The organism is Amycolatopsis palatopharyngis (assembly GCF_003385185.1).
Taxonomy (GTDB): domain Bacteria; phylum Actinomycetota; class Actinomycetes; order Mycobacteriales; family Pseudonocardiaceae; genus Amycolatopsis; species Amycolatopsis palatopharyngis.
The window spans coordinates 150,692-171,132 of the sequence record NZ_PQHZ01000001.1 but is presented as its reverse complement, the minus strand read 5'-3'; the positions used below and the strand labels follow the sequence as shown (position 1 = coordinate 171,132).

The following is a 20,441-nucleotide window of genomic DNA, read 5'->3' as shown; positions in this document are numbered from 1 at the left end:
TGTCCTGAGCGCAGCAACAGCCACGAACGTTAAGGAGCCACCATGGCAGGGAATTCCGTGCGAGCGCACATCGACCTACGGGACCCCGCGTGGCGAGCTGTGGCCGGGCCGCGCACGGTCCTGCTCGCGTCGCCGCGATCATTCTGCGCCGGTGTCGACCGGGCCATCGACACGGTCGAGGAACTGTTGCGCCGCCGCGGAGCGCCGGTCTACGTGCGCAAGCAGATCGTGCACAACGTGCATGTCGTGGGCGAGTTGGAGTCGCGTGGCGCGGTTTTCGTGGACGACCTGGCCGAGGTGCCCGCCGGCTCGACCCTGGTGTTCTCCGCGCACGGTGTCTCGCCCGCCGTGCGCGACGCCGCAGCCGAGCGAGGGCTCGAGGTGGTCGACGCCACCTGCCCGCTGGTGACGAAGGTGCACGCCGAAGCGCGCCGCTTCGCCGCCCGGGGTGACACGGTGATCCTGATCGGACATGCCGGACACGAGGAGGTCGAGGGCACCCTCGGCGAGGCACCGCAGCGCACGCTCCTCGTGCAGTCCGCGGCCGAGGTGGCCACTTTGGACGTCCCTGATCCGAGCCGGGTTTCGTACCTGACCCAGACCACGCTCGCGGTGGACGAGACCGCCGAGGTGATCGCCGCGTTGCGCGAGCGGTTCCCGCAGCTGCGCGGCCCCGCATCCGAGGACATCTGTTACGCCACCACCAATCGACAGGATGCGCTGCGGGTGATCGCTGAGGAGGCCGATCTGGTGCTCGTCGTCGGCTCGTCGAACTCGTCCAACTCGGTGCGACTGATAGAACTCGCTCGTCGGTGCGGGACCCCGGCCGAGCGGATCGACGATGCCGGCGAGCTGCGTCCACAGTGGCTGGAGGGCGCACGGGTGGTCGGGCTGACGGCTGGTGCCTCAGCTCCACCACGACTGGTCGACGCGGTGATCGACACACTGGGCGCTCTGGGCCCGGTTCGTGTCGCACAGCGAGAGACCGCACACGAGACCATCCGCTTCACGCTGCCATCGGTGACCAGGCACTAACACGGCGTCCGCAACTCGACCCAGAACGGATACCAGTCATGCAGTCCTTCACCTTGCCCGAGTTCTACCTGCCCCATCCGGCGAGGATCAACCCGAACCTCGAGCGTGCCCGGGAGCACAGCACGCGGTGGGCCGAGCGGATGGGAATGCTGGATGCGCCCACGCCGAGCGGCGGTCTCGTCTGGGACGAGGAGACGCTGGCGCGAATGGACTACGCGCTCATGTGCGCATACACCCATCCGGACTGTGGCGGGGCCGCACTGGAACTGATCACCGACTGGTACGTGTGGGTGTTCTTCTTCGACGACCACTTCCTGGAGCAGTTCAAGTACTCCCGTGACCTGGCCGGGGCGAAGGAGTACCTCGACCGGTTGGAGCGGTTCATGATCGAGCCAGGGCAGCAGCGACCGGAACCGGAGAACCCGGCCGAGGCCGGGCTTCGGGATCTGTGGGAGCGCACGATACCGGCGATGTCCGAAGGCTGGCGGCATCGATTCACGACGACGACCCACAACTTGATGATCGAGTCGATGTGGGAACTCGACAATATCGATCGCGGCCGCATCGCCAACCCGATCGAGTACATGCAGATGCGCCGGAGGGTCGGGGGTGCGCCGTGGTCGGCGAACCTCGTGGAGTACGCCGTCGGTGCGGAGATTCCCGGCCGGATAGCGGGAACGCGGCCAATGCGCGTCCTTTCCGATACGTTCGCCGATGCCGTTCATCTGCGAAACGACCTGTTCTCCTATCAACGAGAGGTGCGGGAGGAGGGGGAGAACTCGAATGCGGTACTTGTGTTCGAGCGTTTCCTCGACTGCTCCACGCAGCAGGCGGCGGAACTGGTGAACGACCTGCTGACATCCCGCTTGCAGCAGTTCGAGAACACCGCACTCGTCGAGGTTCCCGCGTTGTTCGCCGAGCACGGAGTCCTGCCGCACGAGCAGGGCGGTGTCGCGGCGTACGTCAAGGGCCTGCAGGACTGGCAGTCGGGCGGGCACGAGTGGCATGCGCGCTCCAGCCGGTACATGAACGAGGGTGCGACCTCGGCCGCACCGAGCCTGCTCGGTGGTCCTTCCGGTCTCGGCACGTCCGCCGTCTCGCTCTTCACCGAGGGACTGCGCCACCGCACAAGGCAGCACTCGCACCAGCCGTTCCAGCCGGTCGGTCACCTGCCACTGCCGGACTTCTACCTGCCGTACCCGACCCGTACGAGCCCGCACCTGGACGCGGCGCGTGCTCACGGTGTCAAGTGGGCCGAGTGGGCGGGAATGTTCGCTTCGGTGCCGGGAACCGATTTCGGTGCGGTCTGGGACGAGGAACGATTCATTGGATACGACCTCGCGCACTGCGCGGCGATGATCCATGCGGACGCGAGCAGGAAGGAGCTCGAACTCTCGTCGGACTGGCTGACCTGGGGTACCTATGGCGACGACTTCTTTCCCGTCGTGTTCGGGACTTCCCGCGACCTGGCCGGGGCGAAGTTGTGCCAAGAGCGGCTTGCCGCGTTCATGCCGCTGGACGCGGGGGAGACGCCGGAACCGGCGAACGCGCTGGAGCGGGGACTGGACGACCTGTGGCGGCGAACGGCTGGTCCGATGCCGCGTGCGGCTCGGGAGGAGTTCCGCAGGGCCGTGGAGGACATGACGTCGAGTTGGCTGTGGGAGTTGGACAACCAGGCACAGAACCGGATTCCCGACCCGATCGACTACGTGGAGATGCGCCGCAGGACCTTCGGCTCCGACATGACGATGAGCTTGGCCAGGCTGGCCCACTATGAATCAGTTCCCGCGGAGATCTACCGCACGCGGGTGATGCACGAGCTGGACACCGCGGCGCAGGACTACGCCTGCTTCACCAATGACCTGTTCTCCTACCAGAAGGAGATCGAGTTCGAGGGCGAGGTGCACAACATGGTCCTCGTCGTGGAGAACTTCCTGAACGTCGACCGGTACTCGGCCCGTGACGTCGTCGCCGACCTGATGACTGAGCGGATGCGGGAGTTCGAGCACATCGTCAAGCACGGGCTGCCCGCGATGTTCGACGAGTACGACCTCGACGTACAGGCGCGCGGCATCCTCACGCGCCACGCCGACAACCTCAAGGAGTGGATGTCCGGGATCATGGAGTGGCACCGGACCTGCGCGCGCTACAAGGAGGAAGACCTGCGGCGCGAAAGGCTTGCCGAGTCGCGGGCGAGGTTCTCGTTCCTGCCGGCCGGGCTGGGCACCGCCGCGTTCCGCCCGCCGACCTCGACGCGGCCGGCGGGCGGGAATCGGTCTCAGACACTGCGTAGTACCGAGACCACAATGCCCAGAACCGTGGCGTTGTCGCCGTCGATGACCTCGTAGTCGGGATTACGCGGCTCGAGGTAGACGTGATCGTTGCGGCGCCGGAACACCTTGACGGTGGCCTCGTCATCGATCATCGCGGCGACGATCTGGCCGGAGTGTGCCTCGGGTTGCTGTCGTACCACGACGATATCGCCGTCGCAGATCGCGGCGTCGATCATCGAATCCCCGCGCACGCGCAAACCGAAGACACGACCACGCCCGGCCAGCTCACGGGGCAAGGTCAGCATGTCGTCGACGTGCTCCTCGGCGGAGATCGGGCTTCCGGCGGCGATATCACCGACCATGGGCACGGTCACCGAATCCTCGGCGGACTCCCGTGCCGGCTGCTGCAGGAACATCCGCACGTCGATCGGGCGCGACAGCGTGGTGCCACGCTGCAGGAACCCCTTGTCCTCCAAGCTCGCCAGGTGTTTCGACACCGAGGACGAGGACCGCAGGCCGACGGCATCACCGATCTCCCGAGTGCTCGGCGAGTACCCGTGCCGGACGACCCAGTCCCGGATGGTGACGAGGATCTGCTGCTGACGTAGCGGCAAGGCCGAGGTGTCCAGGTGCGCGAAGGGATCAAGATCGTCGTAGCCGCTCATCCGCGAAATGGTAGAGGTAGGCGTCGATGGCCCGGCCATCGACATGCGGGCGCTTCGCTTCGTTGGGCCCGCACGTCACCGGGGGAGTCGCAGCCGGCCGTCGATGCGCCTTGGGACGCCGGCATCCCCGTCGCGCAGTTCGGGGGGCAGTACGAACTGTGGCGCGTTCTGCCAGGTGACCGGCCTGAGGAACCGGCGGATCGCGCTCGTTCCCACCGACGTGTGCTGGCTGTTGGTCGACGGCCACGGACCGCCGTGGGTCTGTGCCCAGGACACGAGCACCCCGGTCGGAAACCCGTCGAACAGGACCCGTCCCGCCTTCGCACGCAGCACTTCGGCCAGTTCGGTGATCCGGTCCCGCTCCGACGGCTCGGCGTGGATAGTGCCAGTGAGGGAGGCAGGCAATCGGCCGAGCGCGTCATGAAGCTCGGTGTCGCTGTCGTACCTGGCGATGATCGTCGCCGGGCCGAAGCACTCCTCGGTCGCGTCCGCGGTCAACTCGGCCGCCGCGACCGACAACAGCCGGGGCCGGATCCGCAATGGTCCCTCCGTGGAACGACTGCCCTCGGCGATGAGCGAAACTCCGGGCAGCCGCGAGAGCCGCCCGCCGATCTCGCCGTACGCCGCATGAATCCGGTCGTTGAGCGCCGTTCCCGCACCGGCCTGGCCAACCAGGTCCGCCGCCCGCGCCACAACGGAGTCACCAGCCGATCCGGACGGGACGAACACCAGACCCGGTTTCGTGCACAGCTGACCGGCGGACGCCGTGATCGAGGCCACGAGCCCCTCGGCGATCTGTGTTCCCCGCTCCCGTGTCGCGGCGGCGGTGACCACGATCGGGTTCAGGCTCGCGAGTTCCCCATAGAAGGGTATGGGGTCCTCGCGCGCCCCGACGATGTCCAGCAGCGCTCGGCCGCCGCTGAGGGAACCGGTGAACCCAACGGCCTTGACACGCGGATCCGCGACCAGCGCCGCCCCCGCGTCCTGGCCGAACACGATGCCGAGCAGGCCATCCGGCGCGTCCAGCCGGTGCGCGGCCTGCCACATGATGTCGAACGTCAGCCTGGATGTCTCGGGGTGTGAGGGATGCGCCTTCACGATCACCGGGCATCCCGCTGCCAGCGCCGACACTGTGTCACCGCCGGGAACAGAGAACGCGAGCGGGAAGTTGCTCGCCCCGAAGACGGCCACAGGTCCGATCGGAACGAGCTGACGCCTCAGGTCCGGGCCGGGCCCCATGGGTGTGTCGCCCGCGTGGTCGATCGCGGCTTCGAGGTAGGAGCCCTCGTCCAGAACCTCGGCGAACAACCGGGCCTGGTACCCGGTGCGGGTGAGCTCCCCGCCAAGTCTTGCTCCGCCGAGCGAGGTCTCACTGTCCGCGACGGCGACGATGTCCTCGCGGCGTGCCTCGAGTTCGTCGGCTATGGCACGAAGCAGGGTGGCTCGCCACTCCCGCCCCCTCCTGTCGAGGGCGGGAGCCGCGGTGGCCGCCGCTTCGGTCAGCTTGCTGATCTCGTCAGTCACAATCATTCTCCTGTCGTCGGCGGTCGGGTCTTCCCGGTCAATCGCGCACCTCTGACCGGGTCTCCTGAATGCCGCCCGCCGCACGGCCTACCCAGTAGTCCGCGTTCGCGATGCCGAGTTTCGTGGGGTCGAACTGAGGGTCCAGCCCCAGTCGTCGTTGCTCGTCGTAGTCGCGCAACGCGATCAGAGCGGGTTTGGCGAGGAACACGATGCAGACCATGTTGACCCAGGCGAGCGCGGCATAGCCGACGTCACCGATCGCCCACACCAGATCCGGGGACTCGACCGCGCCGTAGAAGATCACCCCCAGCATCACGGCTCGTGTTCCGTGCTGCAGTCCCTGGTGCCGGATACCGCGTGTCAGGTAGGTGAGGCTGGTTTCGGCGATGTAGTAGAAGGCGACCAGTGTGGTGAACGCGAACAGTGCGAGCGCGATCGCCACGAAGTGCGGGCCGACACCGGCGAACACGGAGTTGATGGCCTCCTGGGTGTACGCGGGCCCAGCGGCCACTCCGTCGAGATTGTTGACCAGCGGCGCGGCGCCCTCCGGTTGGACGTTGTACTTTCCGGTGATCAGGATCATCAGACCGGTGGCCATACACACGAACAGCGTGTCGATGTAGATCGAGAACGACTGGACCAGTCCCTGTTTGGCGGGATGGGAGACCTCGGCGGCCGCCGCCCCGTACGATCCCTCGCCGACCCCTGCGACATTGGAGAACAGCGCTCGCCGCACGCCCCACGCGATCGCCGCGCCGATGATGCCACCGAAGACCGAGTCGGTCCCGAACGCGCTGGACAGTACCAGCGTGATCATGTCCGGTACCTCGGAGATGTTGACGAGGACGACCACAAGCGCGGCGAGCACATAACCGACCGCCATGATCGGGACCACGGTGTCCGCGACCGCGACGATGCGCTTGCGTCCACCGAAAACGACGAACCCGAACAGGCCGACGACCACGAGACCGGTGATCCACGGGCTGATCCCCATGGCGGTGTCGAAGCCGGCCGCGATGTTGTTCGACTGGATCCCGGGCGCGAGTACCCCGTAGAGGCCCAGTGCGGTCACCGCGGCCACAACCGCCAGCCACTTCTTCCGCAAGCCCTTCTCGATGTAGTACGGAATCCCGCCCCAGTACTTGCCGTCGGCCTTGGTCTTGTAGATCTGGGCGAGAGTGGACTCGACAAACGCGGTCGCCCCACCGAGGAAGGCCATCACGGCCATCCAGAACAGCGCGCCGGGTCCACCCGCGGCGATAGCTGTGGCGACACCGGCGATGTTGCCGACGCCGATCCGGCTGGACAACGTCAGGGTGAGGGCCTGGAAGGAGGAGATGCCTGCCTCGGAACGCTCGCCGCCGCGAAGCTGGCGCAACATATCGGGCAGCCGCCGGATCTGTACCCCTCTGGTCAGGATCGTCAGTACCACGCCGAGTCCGAGAGCGAGGACCACCAGCGGGTTCCACAGCCAGTCGTTGAGCGTGACGAGGAATTCCTTCACAGCGAGAACCCTTCGGGGAACGGATCGTGCGGATCGAGCAGGTACTGGCCCATACCGGTGATCCAGGCACCTCCGGTGACCGTGGGCACGACGGCGGGCATCGCGTGCACGCTCGTCTCCTCGACAAGCCTGCCGACGAACCGGGTGCCGAGCAGGGACTCGTTGACGAAGTCCTGCCCCAATCCGAGCTCGCCCCGCGCGTGCAGCTGCGCCATCCTTGCGGACGTACCGGTACCGCACGGGGATCGATCGAACCAGCCAGGATGAATAGCCATCGCGTTACGTGCGTCGCTGCCGCCCGTCCCGGGTGCCACCAGCTGTACGTGCTTGCAGCCGTTGATGCCGGGATCCGCGGGATGCACCGGCCGGTTCTGCTCGTTGATCGCATCCATGATGGACAGTCCCGCGGCGAGCATCCGGTCCTTTTCGGTCTTGTCGAACCTGATGCCCAGATCCGCGACCGGAAGAACCGCGTAGAAGTTGCCGCCATAGGCCATGTCGTACCGGACCCGGCCGAGCTCCGGTACCTCGACGTGTGCGTCCAGTTCCAGCGAGAACGACGGCACGTTCTGGATGGTGACCGACTTCGCCCTGCCGTCCTCGACGGCGACCTCGGCGACCACGAGGCCGGCGGGCGCATCGAGGCGCACCGTGGTGACCGGTTCGGTCACGGTGACCATTCCGGTTTCCACCAGCACTGTCGCGACGCCGATGGTGCCGTGCCCGCACATCGGCAGACATCCGGACACCTCGATGTAGAGCACACCCCAGTCCGCGTCGGGCCGGGTCGGCGGTTGGAGGATGGCCCCGCTCATCGCGGCATGCCCCCGAGGCTCGTTCACCAGCAGTTTGCGGATGTGGTCGAGGTGTTCGACGAAGTACTCCCGGCGCGCCGCCATGGTGTCGCCCGGGATCACACCGATGCCACCGGTGATCACCCGGGTCGGCATGCCCTCGGTATGCGAATCGACGGCGGAGAAGTATCTACGGGCCCGCATCTCAGGATGCCACCGGGTTCGCGGCCAGGTGGTCGATCGCACGTCGCATGTCGGCCTCGAGCGCGGCCAGCTGCTCGGCGTTCAGCGGACCGCGAGGCGGCCTGCACGGCCCGCCGAACCGGCCGACCATCTCCATACCGCGTTTGATGGCCTGCACGAACTCGATCCGCGAGTCCCAGCGGAACGCGGCCACCAGCTGTTCGTACAGCTCACGTGCCTCGGTCAGCTTTCCGTGCTGGGCAAGGGAGAACAAGTGCACGGACTCGGCGGGGAAGACGTTCGGGAAGCCGGCGAACCAGCCGGTTGCGCCCATCAGCAGTGCTTCGAGGGCCACGTCGTCGGCACCGGCGACAATGGTCAGCTCCGGTGCCAGCTCGCGTAGTTCGAGCACTCGCCGTACGTCGCCGGAGAACTCCTTGACCGCCACGACGTTGTCCAGCTCGGCGATCTCCGCCAGCACCGGTGGCAGCATGTCCACCTTGGTGTCGATGGGATTGTTGTAGGCCATCACCGGCAGTCCGACACTCGCGACCTGTTCGAAGTGATGGATCACCTCTGACGTGTTCGCCCGGTACATGGTCGGCGGCAGGCACAGCACGCCGTGTGCGCCGTCCTCGGCCGCCTTCTCCGCCCATTCGCGCGCCTGGTGGGCGCCGACACCGTGCACTCCGACCACGACGATGCCGTCGTCGCCGACCGCGTCTATCGCCGTGCGGGCGACCGCCCGCCGTTCGTCCTCGGTCAGCGAGGAGTACTCGCCGAGTGAACCATTCGGGCCGACCCCGCGGCAGCCGTTGTCGATCAGCCAGCGGCAGTGTTCGGCGTACCGGTCGAGATCCACGCGCAGCCCCGCGGGCGCACTGAGGTCCTCCGCGTATGGCAGCGCGGTAGCCACGATCACTCCGTCGAGCTTCTCCTGCGTCATCACTTCTCCTCGTAGTTCGGGGAAACTGGTTCGGTCGGTTCGGTTGGTTCGGTGCGAATCGGCTCGGCGAGCTCGCCGAGCCGCACCGGTGCCGCGAGGGGACGGCGAGCGAAAGCATCGGGACCGCCGGGAAGCCGAGCGAGCTCGGCGACGTTGCGGCCGCAGACGCGGCCCTGGCATTGGCCGAGGCCGGCTCGGCTGAGGAGTTTCAGCGACCGGACGTCGCGTGCCTCGCGCTCCTCGACGGCCCGGCAAAGCTCGCCGAAGCCGACCTCCTCGCATCGGCAGACCAGCGTGTCGTCGTGCAACCAGTCCTGCCAGCCGGGTTTGACGGAGTACACCTCGTCGAGCGCCGCGGCGAAGCGGCGTGCCGACCTGGCCTGGCGCAGTGCGCTGACCGGTGGGCCGGGTCGTGCGCCGAGGATCCGTGCGGCGGTGGTTCCGGCGACGGCGCCTTCCGCCGCGGCGAGGACCGCACCACCGATTCCGGTCAGCTCTCCTGCCGCGAGGACTCCTGGAACCGAGGTCGCCTGGCCGGTGTCCACGGCGACGAAGCCGTCGCGAATGGCGCATTTCGCGGAGACGGCGAGCTCGAGTTGCGGCGTGAAGCCGAATCCCACGCACACCGCGTCCACATCGATCCGTCGTTCGCTACCCGCCAGAATGTTCCAGTTCCGGTCGAGGCGGGCCGTGGTCACCGACTCGACCCGCTCGTCGCCGTGCGCCGCGATCACCGTGCTGCGGCGCCGGTACGGCACCTTGCCGGTGGCGAGTACGGCGAGGTAGCGAGCGAGCTCGCCTGCCTTGCCCCAACCGGCCAGCAATCCCGAGGGCTGCCGTAGCCAGCCGCGGAACGGATCGTTGGCCTCATGGACCGCGACGACCGCCGATCCCGTTCGGAGTACCGCTTCCGCGACGGGCAACAGGAACGGTCCCGTTCCCGCCAGCAGGACGCGCTTTCCGACCGCCGTACCCTGCCCTTTCGCCAATGCTTGCGCCGCTCCCGCCGTGTACACCCCCGGCAGGTCCCAGCCGGGGAACGGCAGTGTCCGGTCATACGCGCCCGTGGCCAGCACCAACGCCGCTGTGTCGATGCTCGTGCCTCGCCTGCCCGGCCCGTCGGCCGGGCCGGTGAGCAGGTGCACCCGGTGGCCCCCGGCGATCGGTTCCACGGCCCACACCACGGTGTTCGGCAGGTAGTCGACGGCACCGGGGAGGGCGAGGCTCTCGCCGTCTCCGGTCGCGTCCTGCCGGTGGTACTGCCCGCCGAGCAGGGCCGCGGAGTCGATCAGCGTCACCGGGACGGCGGCCGCGGCGGCCGCCCGCGCGGCGGCCATCCCGGCGGGGCCCGCACCGACTACGACGACCCGGTTCATGAAGGAAGCTCCGCCCCGTGCTGCAGACGGATCTCGTCGCCGTCCTCCACCGTTCGCTGACAGGCGCGTACGTCCGGGACACCGTTCACCACGACCAGGCAGTCGAAGCACACGCCGATCCCGCAGAAGACGCCGCGCGGTCTGCCACCGCCACGCGTTGTGCGCCATGATGTGCGGCCGGCGGCCAGCAGCAGTCCGGCGACCGTCTGGCCCTGGCGCGCGGGGTAATCCCGCCCGTCGACTCGTACCTTCACGTCAATACCTCCTCGACGACCGCGGGGCGGTCCACACGGAACGGAAACGCGTCCACAACGGACTTTCGACCGGCGAAGAGGTCGGCGAGCAGCAGCCCGGTACCAGCCGCGAGACCGATGCCGGCTCCCTCGTGTCCTGTCGCGTGCCACAACCCGGGCACGCGCGGATCCTGTCCGATGACCGGCAGATGATCGGGGGCGTACGGCCGGAATCCCCCGTATGCGCGCATGATCTGGACATCTTCGAGAATCGGGAACAACGCGAGGGCCTTGCGTGCCAGTTCCCGGAGCACCGTGACCTGCACGGTGTCGTCGAAGCCGACGCGTTGCCTGCTCGAGCCGATCAGCACGGTCCCCGCTCGGGTTGACTCCACGACCGTGCTGGTCTGCAGGTCTGCCTCGCCGCTGGCCACGGCACCGACGTAGTCGGCGTCGTAGACCTTGTGGGCGACCGTATGCGGCAACGGCGCGGTGACCAGGACCATGCCGCGGCGGGGCAGAACCGCGATCGGCGCGCCCGCTCGAGCCGAGAACTCACCCGACCACGGTCCGCATGCGTTGACGACCGCGCCGCAGGCGATGACACCGCTGTCGACGCGAACACCGGCGATGGCCCCGGCCCTGTCCCGCACGATGCCGGTCGCCGTCACACCGGAGCGAACCTCGCCGCCGCGGCCGCGAACGGCGGCGAGCAGGGTGGTGGCCGCGAGCACCGGCTGCAGCTGGGCGTCCTCGGGATAGTGGACCGCCGCGGTGATGTTTTTCGTCAGGTGCGGCTCAAGGTGCGCTGCCTGTTCGGTACCGATCTCGTCGGCCTGAACTCCGGCTGTGCGCTGTGCTCGGGCGAACGCGGCCAGCGGGCCGACGGCGTCCTCTGTGGTCGCGACGACGAGACCACCCTTGGGGTCCCACTCGGCCTCGGCGATTGCCTTCCCGAGTTCCTCGCGCAGACCGGCGAGCAGCGCGGGCCAGCGCCGACGGGACAGTTTGGCCAGTTCCAGCTCCGGGCCGGGTTCCTTGTCCGACACCAGCACATTGCCCTCACCGGCCGCCGTGGTGCCGCTCGCCGGCGCGCCACGGTCGAGTACGAGCACGCGGAGTCCTTCGGCACTGAGTGCCTCGGCGCAGGCCGCGCCGACGACGCCCGCGCCGATCACCACTACATCGGGATGCACCACAAGTTCTCCGATCGTTCATTTAAATGAACGATCGGAGGTTAAGTGGGGAGTGTGACCTGAGTCAACCCCGGTGGCGGATCGCGTTGGAATCGGTGGCGAGGGCGCCACAGGACACGCCGAGTGTCGGCGGCCCCGCGTCGGCGGGGTACTCCAGCAGAAGTACCGAGACCACGGGGCCGCCGACGGTCTCGTAGATATGCGGCTCCTGGGCGGGGAAGCAGACGTAGTCGCCGGGCCCGAGTTCGAACGGTGCGGCGGGTGGACCCACCCTGAGCACGCCCGATGTGACGACGACGTGCTCGAATCCAGGATGGCCCGCGGAGTGCTGGACCTCGTCGGGGCGAACTCGCTGGTCGTACAGTTCGAACACCCTGTCGGTGACGTCCATGCGCCGCAGCATGCGTAGATCCACGGCGTTGCTGCTGAGTACCTCGAGTCCTGAGGAGCGTACGAGCACCACGTCCGGGTCAGCTCGCTCGGTGAGCAGTGAGGACACCGGTACCGCGAGAGCGTTCGATAAACTGAATACCGTCTCGATCGTCGGGTTGCCGGCCCCGGACTCGAGCTGGGACAGTGTGCCCTTCGCGATGTTCGATCGGCGGGCGAGTTCCGACAGTGACAGCCCTGCCGACTCGCGCAGCGCCCGCAGGTTCGCGCCGAGCACCTGCCCGGCCTGTTCTCGAACCACTGGACCTCCTTCGATCATCTCCGGAGCAGGCTACCGGCACATGCCGGGCGGCTCGCCGTTCGTCTGGCACGTGGCATGAGCGGGGCGAGGGTGGCCGCCGCTCAGCCGAGATCGGCCAGTTTGCGGTTCAGCACCGCCCGTTCGCGCTCGTTGCCGCACAGTCGCACGGCGAGTTCGAGTTCGGTGCGCGCCTCGTCGGTACGGCCCAGGCGGGTGAGTAGTTCTCCCCGGACGCTCGGCAGCAGGTGCGAGTTCGACAGCGAGCCCGCGGCCACCAGCTCGTCCACGATGGCCAGTGCCGCCGCGGATCCGATGGCCATGGAGACCGCCACCGCGCGGTTGAGGTCGACCACCGGTGACGGCGTGAGCCGGCCGAGTGCCTCGTAGATGAGTACGATTCGCTCCCAGTTCGTCGCTTCGACCGAGGTGGCGACGGCATGACACTGCGCGATCGCGGCCTGCAGTCCGTAGGCGCCAAGACCCCGGCCCACCTGCCCGGCGCGGGCCAGGGCCGCTCGGCCCCGGCGGATGGCGGACTGGTCCCAGCGGCGGCGGTCCTGGTGTTCCAGCAGCACCGGTTCGCCGTCGGGGCCGATACGGGCGGGAAAGCGCGCCGCGGTGAGTTCGAGCAACGCGAGCAGGCCGTGCACCTCGGGCTCGTCCGGCACCAGCCGGGTCAGCACCCGGGCGAAGCGCAATGCCTCGCTCGCGAGGTCGAGTCTGATCAGGTCATCGCCCGAGCTGGCCGACGATCCCTCGGTGAAGATCAGATAGACCACGTTGAGCACCGAGTGGAGCCGCTCGGTCCGCTCCTCTGGGGGTGGTACCTCGAACGGCACCTGAGCCGCGCCGAGGGTCTTCTTGGCCCGGGTGATGCGGGCCTGCACGGTGGCGGTCGGCACGAGGAACGCTCTGGCGATCTGATCGCTCGTGAGACCACCGACCACCCGCAGGGTGAGTGCCAGCCTCGCCTCCCGTGACAGCACGGGGTGGCAGGAGATGAACATCAACGCGAGCATGTCGTCGTCGATCTGGTCCGGCTCCCACAGCACGTCCGCGCCGCCAGCGCCCGAATCGGCCGGCACGCTGCCCGAGAGTGCGCCGCCCTCGCCCAGGTCATGGGCGAGGACGGCGTACTTCTCGTCGAGTGCGGAGCGACGGCGGAACATGTCGATCGCCCTGCGTCTGCCGACGGTGAGCAACCACGCCCCGGGATTTCGGGGTGCGCCCTCGCGCGGCCACGTCACGAGGGCCTCGGCCAGTGCCTCCTGGGCAAGGTCCTCGGCCAGCGCGAAATCGCCGGTGTACCGCGCGAGCGCACCGACAATCCGCGCGGACTCGATCCGCCAGACGGCGGCGACGGCCTCACGACCGTCCGCGTCGACCATCGCTGCCGATCCGCTCAGAGCTGGCCGGTGGCTTCGCGCCAGGCCCGTTCCTTCTGGATCCACTCGTTGTCCTGGGGAAACTCGTCGATCGTGGTGACCCGGCGGATCTCGGCCTTGCTACCCGGACCGGCCAGCGGCGCCCGCTTCGCCCACTCAACGGCCTCTTCCTTCGACGCCACGTTCAGAATCCAGAAACCGCCGAACAGTTCCTTGGTCTCCCCGTACGGACCGTCAGTGACGACCGGCGGTTCCGACGAGTAGTCGACCACGACGCCGTCCGCCGCGTCGTCGAGCCCTTCGGCCGCGACCAGTACACCTGCCCTGATCATCTCGTCGTTGAAGCGGCCCATCGATTCCATGATCTCGCTGAAGTCGGTGTCCTGGAACGACGCCCAGGTCTCATCGGTGGCACGCATGATCAGCATGTACTTCATGGTTCTGTCTCCCTGTGTCATCCGGGGCCTGCTCTCGGACCCGCGCACACCTAGGTCGAACGGGGAACGTGGAGAATCGACACGCGCGCCGAATTTTTTTTCCGAGAGACTTCGGCAGCGTACGACGCGTCGACCGGATATGGCGGCCGGGGTGGGAGATCCCGGCTCGTCAGCGCCGCGACCCGGTCCAGTCCGCCAGCTGGTCGGCCGAACAGCTGTTGATCACCTGATCTGGTCCGACGCCGCATTCGGTGGCGCGCACACAGCCATAGGACTGCCACGCCAGTTGTCCTGGAGCGTGCGCGTCACTGTCGATCGCGAACCTGCAGCCCAGTTCGGCCGCGAGCCGGATCAGCCTGCGTGGCGGGTCCTGCCGCTCCGGCCGCGAGTTGATCTCCACCGCGACGTCGTTGTCCTGACAGGCTTCGAAAACAGCCTCGGCATCGAAGGTCGACTCGGGACGCCCACGTTTACCGGAAACGAGCCGGCCGGTGCAGTGGCCGAGCACGTCGACGTTCGGGTCGCGAACCGCGGCGACCATCCGCCTGGTCATCTCCGGTGCCGGCATTCGCAGTGCGGAGTGCAAGCTGGCGACCACCAGATCGAGTGATGCGAGCAGATCCGGGTCCTGGTCGAGGGTGCCGTCGGTGAGGATGTCGACCTCGATTCCGGTGAGGATCCGGAACGGCGCGAGCGTGGAGTTCAGTTCGGCGACCAGGTCCAGCTGTTGCCGCAACCGCTCTGTGGACAGCCCTCTCGCCACCTTCAGCCGAGGAGAGTGATCGGTGAGCACCATCCATTCGTGGCCCAGTTCGCGTGCGGCGTTCGCCATCTCATGTACGGGCGAGCCGCCGTCGGACCAGTCGGAGTGCGTATGGCAGTCGCCGCGAAGCGCCGCGCGCAGCTCTCCGCCGTCCGGCTCAGCAGCGCGCTCGCGGACTCGGAGCAGGTACTCCGGCTCGGAACCGCCGGCTACCTCGGTGATCAAGCCCGCGGTGACCTTGCCGATGCCGGGCAGCTGGGTCAGCGTTCCCGTTCGAATCCGCTCGTCCAATTCCCCTTCGGCCAGATCGTCGACGGTCGCCGCGGCTCGTCGGAACGCCTGTACCCGGTAGGTCGGTTCACCCGTCCGTTCCAGGTGAAAGGCGACCAACCGCAGTATGCGCGCGGGATCCGGAGACTTGACCATCACGGATCACTCTAAGCGGCTCGGGCTCGCGGCGCGCGGCTGTTCACGGTCCCCGACAGCCTTGCCCTTGGCGCTCCGTTCCGCTCAGGAACGCAGGCGGCGCAGGTGCAGTAGCGCTCGGGTGATCTGGCGCAACGGTCTGGCCTGTAGTGCCGAGTTGGCTTCGGCCACGGCGGCGTGCCAGACACCGTCGCTCCAGGCGGGATAGGCGTGCACCACCGAGGCCAGGTCGCGTAGCCGGCCGCGCCGGGTGGTGAGCAGAGTGAGTTCGGCGATCATCTCGCCTGCCCGGGGCGCGACGATCGTGGCACCCAGCACCCGGTGTTTGCCGTCGAGCACCACGTGGGTGAAGCCGTGGGTGGCGTGCTCGGTGATGGCACGGTCGACGTCGTCGTGCTCGAGCAGTCGCACTCGCACGCCGTCGCCGTGACGCTGCCGGGCCTGGTGTTCGGTCAGTCCCACGTGGGCGATCTCGGGGTCGGTGAAGGTGACCCAGGGGATCTTCTCGTGATCGATGGTGCGGGTGGGTGCGAGAAGTGCGTTGGTGGCGGCGATGCTCCCGTGCATGCCCGCGACATGGGTGAACGGCAGCTTGCCGGTGACGTCACCGGCGGCGTAGACGGCGGGATTGCTGGTACGCAGCTTCGCGTCCACGATGACGTGGCCCCGGTCGTCCAGGCGGACCATGGCCGTTTCCAGGCCGAGCTCGCCGGAGCCCGGCCGGCGTCCTGTCGCCACCAGAACGTGGTCGGCCGACAGGGTCGGCGGACTGTCGGGACCGGACAGCGACAGCGTGCTTCCACCGTGATCTCCCTCGGCCGCGGTGACCGTGGTGGAGGTGAGCACGCGTACGCCTTCGGCGGTGAGCGCGGCCGAGAGGGCATCGCTCGCTCGTGGTTCCTCTCTCGGCAGGAGCCGGTCGGCGGCCTCGACGATGGTGACGTCACTACCCAGCCGGGCGAAAGCCTGCCCGAGCTCGCAGCCGATGGGTCCGCCGCCGAGGACGATCAGGCTTTCGGGGAGTTCGGTGAGGTCCCATACCGTGTCGCTGGTCAACGGGTCGCTGTCGGCCAGCCCGGGGACCGGGGGCAGGGCGGGGGAGGAGCCGGTCGCGACGACGGCGTGCCGGAATCGCAGACGCCTGTCCGCGACCCGCAGTTCGCGTGGGCTGGTGAAGACAGCGTCGCCCGCCAGGACCTCGACGCCGGCCGCGGCAAGCGCGTCCGGCGAGTCGACGGGCTCGATTCGGGCTATCGCGCCGCGCACGTGGGCCAGCACCGCCGCGAAGTCGACCCTCGGTTCGACGGCATCGATCCCGAATGCCGCGCCGCTGCGCATCGTGTGTGCGGTTTTCGCGGCGGCGATCAGCGACTTGCTGGGCACACAGCCGGTCCACAGGCAATCGCCGCCGGTGCGATCTCGCTCGACAAGGGCCACCCCGGCCCCCAGTCGTGCGGCGGTGGTGGCCGCGATGATCCCCGCGGTCCCACCACCTACCACCACCAGGTCGTGACGTCGTGGCAAGCGGGCCTCCCTTTTCGAGGTCGATGATCACATCGTCCGGGTACGGAGAACGGTTCCGTACAACGATGGGCGGTCATCACGGTCACTGGAGTCAACACCAGGGACCGCTCGCGAGGGAGGTCAACTGTCGGTGGTACGACAGTCTTGGCCGATCGCCGATGCTCAGATTCGGTCGACCACCACGCGCATGCAGCTGGTCCGGCCGCAGCAGGGCACACCGCACTGCTGTTTGCTCGTCGGTCGCAGGCAGCCCACACAGAGGCCGTCGACGACCTTCTTCGTCGTCCGCACGACCTTGGACCTGCGGTTGGCGACCCGGTCCGCGGACTTGTCGAGCACCCGAGTGGCCTCCGTCCAGAAACCCATCTCCTGCTCCTTCCGCTACAGCTGGCAACAATCCGTGATCGGAGTATCACGCACCGCGCTGGGCCGCTCAAGGAAGTCCACCTGACGGGTTGACGCGCGAGAGAGGGGAACCGGCGCTCACGGACAACCCGGTTCACTCCCGCGTGCCCTTCAGGGCCGCGGGGCGGGGGTCGTCCTGTGATATTTCTGGATGGTGCGACAGCCGGTGCGGATTGTGCTCGTTCTCGCCTGCTCGCTGTTGCTCGGCGCCTGCGCCGGGTCTCCTGCTCCCGCCCCCGAGACCGGCACGAGTTCCACGGGGACCGCCCACGAGCGAATCGGCTCGTATCGGGAGGTCACGTTTGCGGTGCCGGGAGGTGAGAGGCGGTCCGGTCGCCTCTTCGGTGACGGCCGCGTCGCCGTCGTCCTGTCGCATATGGGCCGTTCCGGAGACAGCCAGGACGACTGGTCGGGCTTCGCCGAGGAACTGGCGAGACACGGGTACCGGGCGCTCACCTACGCCCGCGCTGCGGACGCCGAGCGCAACGACTTCGCCGACCACTGGCAGGACGTGCTCGGCGCCACTGCTTTCCTGCGCGACAACGGTGCCGACACCGTGATAGCCGGTGGTGCGAGCATCGGCGCGGTGGCATCTCTGCATGCCGCCGCGCAACCGGACAACGGGATCAACGCCGTGCTGTGGCTCGCCGGGGTCCGGCGGACCGACAGCTACGAGTTCACCGAAGCCGGAGTGGCGAGCATCCGCTGCCCGATCATGTTCGTCTCCGGTGACGAGGATGCCTACGGCAGCGTGGAAGCGGCGCGCCAGCTGCACGCCTGGGCACCCACAGGTGAGCTCCGGTTCATCGAGAGCACCCGGCACGGAACCGACATCCTCACCGAGGACGAAGCGAACGCGGGCAGGCTCGGTCAGGTGATGCTCGAGTTCGTCGAGAGCGCCGCGGACCAGGTCACCACCTGCTGAACCGGGACGGCCCCGCACCACGAGGGCAGGCCGCTACCTGCCAGGTTGTGCGCGGTGGAGTCCGTAGGGCACCGCGCGGATCAGTGTCACGCGCATCGTCCGGCCATCGGGCACGGTGTAGCGACGTTGTTCACCCTGTCTGGCACCGGTCAATGCCGTGCCCAGCGGGGATTCTGGCGAGTAGACCTCGAGTTCTCCTGGCTCCGCCCCATCGCGCACGCCCAGCAGGAACGTCTCCGATTCGGGATCGTCATCGAACCGGACGGTAAGCACCATTCCCGGTTCGGCGATGCCGTCATCCGGTGGTGCTTGGCCGACGACGGCGTGGTGGATCAGCTCTTGGATCTCGCGAACGCGGGTTCTTCTGCGCCGAGCCTCCGGCAGGTGGTCCGTGTCGTCGGTTTCCGGGACGCCGTCCTGGTCGAGCAGGACCGCCAGCTCCTCCCGCAGCCGGTCGAAGGCATCCTGGGTCAACCAGATGTGTCCAGTGGTGTTCACGAAGTTTCCTTGTGTCGATCGGTCCACGATCCGTCGGCGTGCGAGCGGCGGGCGAGCAGGGTGACGTTGGCGTCGTCGGCGAAGCCACTGGCGACTCGCACGAGGATGTCCCGTTCGGTGCGCAGCAGTGCGTTCTCGGTTCGCAACCAGTCCAGTTCTGCCCGCTCGGCCCGATCAAGTGGCAGGTTGTCGTCGGCGACCGGTTCGGCGTGGGACATGTCGTTCTGTCCTTTCGGAAGGATCGGCCCTCAACGCAGCGGATCGACCTCGCGCAGGGCTTCCGGTTGCTTTCCTGTGGTGATCTGCTCGGCGAGCAGCCGTCCGGTGATCGGTCCCTGGGTCAGTCCCCACATGCCGTGTCCGCCCGCCACATACACCCCGGGCGCCCGCACCGCGCCGATCAGCGGCTTGCCGTCGTGTGTCACCGGCCGAGGCCCCACCCACTCGTCCGTGCGTTCCTCCCAGCGGACGCCGTTGAGATAGGGCCGCGCCGAGTTGACGATCGCGTCGATTCGGGCGGAGTCCAACGCCGCGTCCGGCGCCCGGAACTCCATCGTCCCGGCGATCCGCAGTCCGTGCCGGTACGGCGTGCAGGCGACGCGGACGCCGGGCAGATACACCGGCCCGGCAACGGGCTCGTCGGTGGGGACGGTGAACGAGTAACCCCGGCCCGCACGTACCGGGACCCGGACTCCCCAGCGTTTGGCGAGTGCGCCCAGCCAGGCGCCCGTGGCCAGTACCGCGACGTTGGCCGAGATCGACTCCGCCGACCTCGAGCGAACGGTCACGGCGTAGCGCTTTGGGCTGACGTCCACCACGTCGAATCCGGTACGGATAACGCCGCCCCTCGCGCGCACCGACTCGGCCAGCGCCGCGACGAAGGCCCCTGGATCGACGTAGCGCTGCCCATCCAGCCGCACGCCCGCACGGACGTGATCTGACACCTGTGGCAACCGCGCGCGAAGTTCGGCGCCGGTGATCCCGGTGTAGTCCACCGCCTGTCCGGCATCGGTCAGCCTGCGTAGTTCGTGGAGCAGTCCGGTGGCGTGCTGTGCGGATTCGAACGCGGCGGTGATCGGCGCCTCGAACGTCGGTGCGCGTACCCCGTTCGCCGTGAGCACGTCGAACGCCTCGAGGCATTCGGTGTTCAGCGGCAGATTGGCGCCGGCCGCGTCTTCCCACGCCTTCCAGGTGCAGTGTCTGGCGAAGCCCAGCAGGAACCGCCACAGTCCCGGGTCGATGGTGGCGGGAACATGCAGAGGTGCCTGTCGATCCAGCAGCGCACGCAGTCCGAAACGCAGCACACTCGGCTCGTTCAGCGGGATCGCCAATCCGGGGGACAGCCACCCCGCGTTGCCCCAGGACGCCCCTGCGGCCACATCGTCCCGGTCGACCACCGTGACTTCGACCCCCCGCTCCTGCAGGAACCAGGCCGTCGAAAGGCCCACCACCCCTGCGCCGACGACGACCGCCGTTCGCGGTCCGTCACCGATGTGCGCGGCCTCGTCCATGCGTACCTCCACGAGCTCATCGAAACGTGCTACGTGCCGAGCATCGCTGAGCCGGGGCCCGCACCTGTTGTCGAAAACGAACAAATGCAGGCCCCCGGATTGTCGGTTTCAGCCAGAGGGCAGCATCATGGAAGGTGCGATGGTGAT

20 protein-coding genes are annotated in these 20,441 nt (G+C 68.1%); 3 read left to right on the top strand and 17 right to left on the bottom strand.

Annotated elements, in window-relative coordinates; all coding sequences use genetic code 11:
* The first annotated feature begins 42 nt into the window (after positions 1 to 42).
* Together ispH and D0C15_RS00840 are read left to right on the top strand one after the other, a co-directional pair.
* Positions 43 to 1,035 (top strand): 4-hydroxy-3-methylbut-2-enyl diphosphate reductase, encoded by a 993-nt coding sequence (ispH, locus tag D0C15_RS00845; protein WP_116040470.1) that lies wholly within the window; start codon positions 43 to 45, stop codon positions 1,033 to 1,035.
* A 38-nt stretch (positions 1,036 to 1,073) separates the two neighbouring features.
* A complete protein-coding gene (locus D0C15_RS00840; RefSeq protein WP_245975498.1) occupies positions 1,074 to 3,383 on the top strand; it encodes a terpene synthase family protein in 2,310 nt (769 codons plus the stop codon).
* On the opposite strand, the gene lexA is transcribed toward D0C15_RS00840, so the two are convergent.
* From lexA to D0C15_RS00770, 14 genes are all read right to left on the bottom strand, one after another.
* Positions 3,314 to 3,973, bottom strand: a complete 660-nt coding sequence (lexA, locus tag D0C15_RS00835) for a transcriptional repressor LexA (RefSeq protein ID WP_116040469.1) — start codon at positions 3,971 to 3,973, stop codon at positions 3,314 to 3,316. The two genes, D0C15_RS00840 and lexA, sit on opposite strands and share 70 nt — an antisense overlap.
* 75 nt (positions 3,974 to 4,048) lie before the next feature.
* A complete protein-coding gene (locus D0C15_RS00830) occupies positions 4,049 to 5,503 on the bottom strand; it encodes an aldehyde dehydrogenase (NADP(+)) (RefSeq protein WP_116040468.1) in 1,455 nt (484 codons plus the stop codon).
* Positions 5,504 to 5,534: 31 nt separating this feature from the next.
* Entirely contained in the window at positions 5,535 to 7,001 is a 1,467-nt protein-coding gene (locus tag D0C15_RS00825) for an alanine/glycine:cation symporter family protein (protein WP_116040467.1), read from the bottom strand.
* The gene (locus D0C15_RS00820; RefSeq protein WP_116040466.1) at positions 6,998 to 7,999 is read right to left on the bottom strand and encodes a proline racemase family protein; all 1,002 of its coding nucleotides are present in this window, start codon (positions 7,997 to 7,999) and stop codon (positions 6,998 to 7,000) included. Before D0C15_RS00820 ends, D0C15_RS00825 begins: the two co-directional genes overlap by 4 nt.
* Position 8,000: 1 nt before the next feature.
* Positions 8,001 to 8,924, bottom strand: coding sequence for a dihydrodipicolinate synthase family protein (locus D0C15_RS00815; protein ID WP_116040465.1), 924 nt, complete (start codon positions 8,922 to 8,924; stop codon positions 8,001 to 8,003).
* Positions 8,924 to 10,300 carry an FAD/NAD(P)-dependent oxidoreductase gene (locus D0C15_RS00810; protein WP_116040464.1) on the bottom strand — a complete coding sequence of 459 codons (1,377 nt, stop codon included), beginning with the start codon at positions 10,298 to 10,300 and terminating at the stop codon, positions 8,924 to 8,926. Before D0C15_RS00810 ends, D0C15_RS00815 begins: the two co-directional genes overlap by 1 nt.
* Positions 10,297 to 10,554: a (2Fe-2S)-binding protein gene (locus D0C15_RS00805; protein ID WP_116040463.1), complete on the bottom strand. Its 258-nt coding sequence runs from the start codon at positions 10,552 to 10,554 to the stop codon at positions 10,297 to 10,299. Before D0C15_RS00805 ends, D0C15_RS00810 begins: the two co-directional genes overlap by 4 nt.
* Positions 10,551 to 11,732, bottom strand: a complete 1,182-nt coding sequence (locus tag D0C15_RS00800; protein WP_245975496.1) for an NAD(P)/FAD-dependent oxidoreductase — start codon at positions 11,730 to 11,732, stop codon at positions 10,551 to 10,553. The genes D0C15_RS00805 and D0C15_RS00800 overlap by 4 nt, the downstream gene beginning before the upstream one ends.
* Before the next feature lie 61 nt (positions 11,733 to 11,793).
* Complete coding sequence (locus D0C15_RS00795; RefSeq protein WP_211323043.1) at positions 11,794 to 12,438, bottom strand: helix-turn-helix domain-containing protein; 645 nt, start codon at positions 12,436 to 12,438, stop codon at positions 11,794 to 11,796.
* Between the two features lie 83 nt (positions 12,439 to 12,521).
* Positions 12,522 to 13,808: an RNA polymerase sigma factor gene (locus D0C15_RS00790; RefSeq protein ID WP_116040461.1), complete on the bottom strand. Its 1,287-nt coding sequence runs from the start codon at positions 13,806 to 13,808 to the stop codon at positions 12,522 to 12,524.
* A gap of 14 nt (positions 13,809 to 13,822) precedes the next feature.
* On the bottom strand, positions 13,823 to 14,242 hold the full coding sequence (locus tag D0C15_RS00785; RefSeq protein ID WP_116040460.1) for a YciI family protein: 420 nt from the start codon (positions 14,240 to 14,242) through the stop codon (positions 13,823 to 13,825).
* A 169-nt stretch (positions 14,243 to 14,411) separates the two neighbouring features.
* Positions 14,412 to 15,431 (bottom strand): PHP domain-containing protein, encoded by a 1,020-nt coding sequence (locus D0C15_RS00780; protein ID WP_116040459.1) that lies wholly within the window; start codon positions 15,429 to 15,431, stop codon positions 14,412 to 14,414.
* An 84-nt stretch (positions 15,432 to 15,515) separates the two neighbouring features.
* Entirely contained in the window at positions 15,516 to 16,955 is a 1,440-nt protein-coding gene (locus D0C15_RS00775) for a dihydrolipoyl dehydrogenase family protein (protein WP_211323042.1), read from the bottom strand.
* A gap of 162 nt (positions 16,956 to 17,117) precedes the next feature.
* On the bottom strand, positions 17,118 to 17,321 hold the full coding sequence (locus tag D0C15_RS00770; protein ID WP_116040457.1) for a hypothetical protein: 204 nt from the start codon (positions 17,319 to 17,321) through the stop codon (positions 17,118 to 17,120).
* Between the two features lie 190 nt (positions 17,322 to 17,511).
* Between D0C15_RS00770 and D0C15_RS00765 the strand changes: the two genes are divergently transcribed.
* Positions 17,512 to 18,285, top strand: a complete 774-nt coding sequence (locus tag D0C15_RS00765; RefSeq protein WP_116040456.1) for an alpha/beta hydrolase — start codon at positions 17,512 to 17,514, stop codon at positions 18,283 to 18,285.
* Positions 18,286 to 18,318: 33 nt separating this feature from the next.
* On the opposite strand, the gene D0C15_RS00760 is transcribed toward D0C15_RS00765, so the two are convergent.
* The 3 genes from D0C15_RS00760 to D0C15_RS00750 are packed head-to-tail and all read right to left on the bottom strand — an operon-like array spanning position 18,319 to position 20,294.
* Positions 18,319 to 18,783, bottom strand: a complete 465-nt coding sequence (locus D0C15_RS00760) for a GreA/GreB family elongation factor (protein WP_116040455.1) — start codon at positions 18,781 to 18,783, stop codon at positions 18,319 to 18,321.
* A complete protein-coding gene (locus D0C15_RS00755; protein WP_116040454.1) occupies positions 18,780 to 19,001 on the bottom strand; it encodes a hypothetical protein in 222 nt (73 codons plus the stop codon). Before D0C15_RS00755 ends, D0C15_RS00760 begins: the two co-directional genes overlap by 4 nt.
* A gap of 30 nt (positions 19,002 to 19,031) precedes the next feature.
* Complete coding sequence (locus D0C15_RS00750) at positions 19,032 to 20,294, bottom strand: NAD(P)/FAD-dependent oxidoreductase (RefSeq protein ID WP_116040453.1); 1,263 nt, start codon at positions 20,292 to 20,294, stop codon at positions 19,032 to 19,034.
* Positions 20,295 to 20,441: the final 147 nt, after the last annotated feature.

Coding starts and splice junctions, on each gene's coding strand:
- D0C15_RS00750 (WP_116040453.1), bottom strand. CDS start 20,294: ATGGACGAGGCCGCGCACATCGGTGACGGACCGCGAACGGCGGTCGTC.
- D0C15_RS00780 (WP_116040459.1), bottom strand. CDS start 15,431: ATGGTCAAGTCTCCGGATCCCGCGCGCATACTGCGGTTGGTCGCCTTT.
- lexA (WP_116040469.1), bottom strand. CDS start 3,973: ATGAGCGGCTACGACGATCTTGATCCCTTCGCGCACCTGGACACCTCG.
- D0C15_RS00830 (WP_116040468.1), bottom strand. CDS start 5,503: ATGATTGTGACTGACGAGATCAGCAAGCTGACCGAAGCGGCGGCCACC.
- D0C15_RS00840 (WP_245975498.1), top strand. CDS start 1,074: ATGCAGTCCTTCACCTTGCCCGAGTTCTACCTGCCCCATCCGGCGAGG.
- D0C15_RS00790 (WP_116040461.1), bottom strand. CDS start 13,808: ATGGTCGACGCGGACGGTCGTGAGGCCGTCGCCGCCGTCTGGCGGATC.
- D0C15_RS00755 (WP_116040454.1), bottom strand. CDS start 19,001: ATGTCCCACGCCGAACCGGTCGCCGACGACAACCTGCCACTTGATCGG.
- D0C15_RS00795 (WP_211323043.1), bottom strand. CDS start 12,438: ATGATCGAAGGAGGTCCAGTGGTTCGAGAACAGGCCGGGCAGGTGCTC.
- D0C15_RS00810 (WP_116040464.1), bottom strand. CDS start 10,300: ATGAACCGGGTCGTCGTAGTCGGTGCGGGCCCCGCCGGGATGGCCGCC.
- ispH (WP_116040470.1), top strand. CDS start 43: ATGGCAGGGAATTCCGTGCGAGCGCACATCGACCTACGGGACCCCGCG.
- D0C15_RS00770 (WP_116040457.1), bottom strand. CDS start 17,321: ATGGGTTTCTGGACGGAGGCCACTCGGGTGCTCGACAAGTCCGCGGAC.
- D0C15_RS00765 (WP_116040456.1), top strand. CDS start 17,512: ATGGTGCGACAGCCGGTGCGGATTGTGCTCGTTCTCGCCTGCTCGCTG.
- D0C15_RS00820 (WP_116040466.1), bottom strand. CDS start 7,999: ATGCGGGCCCGTAGATACTTCTCCGCCGTCGATTCGCATACCGAGGGC.
- D0C15_RS00815 (WP_116040465.1), bottom strand. CDS start 8,924: ATGACGCAGGAGAAGCTCGACGGAGTGATCGTGGCTACCGCGCTGCCA.
- D0C15_RS00785 (WP_116040460.1), bottom strand. CDS start 14,242: ATGAAGTACATGCTGATCATGCGTGCCACCGATGAGACCTGGGCGTCG.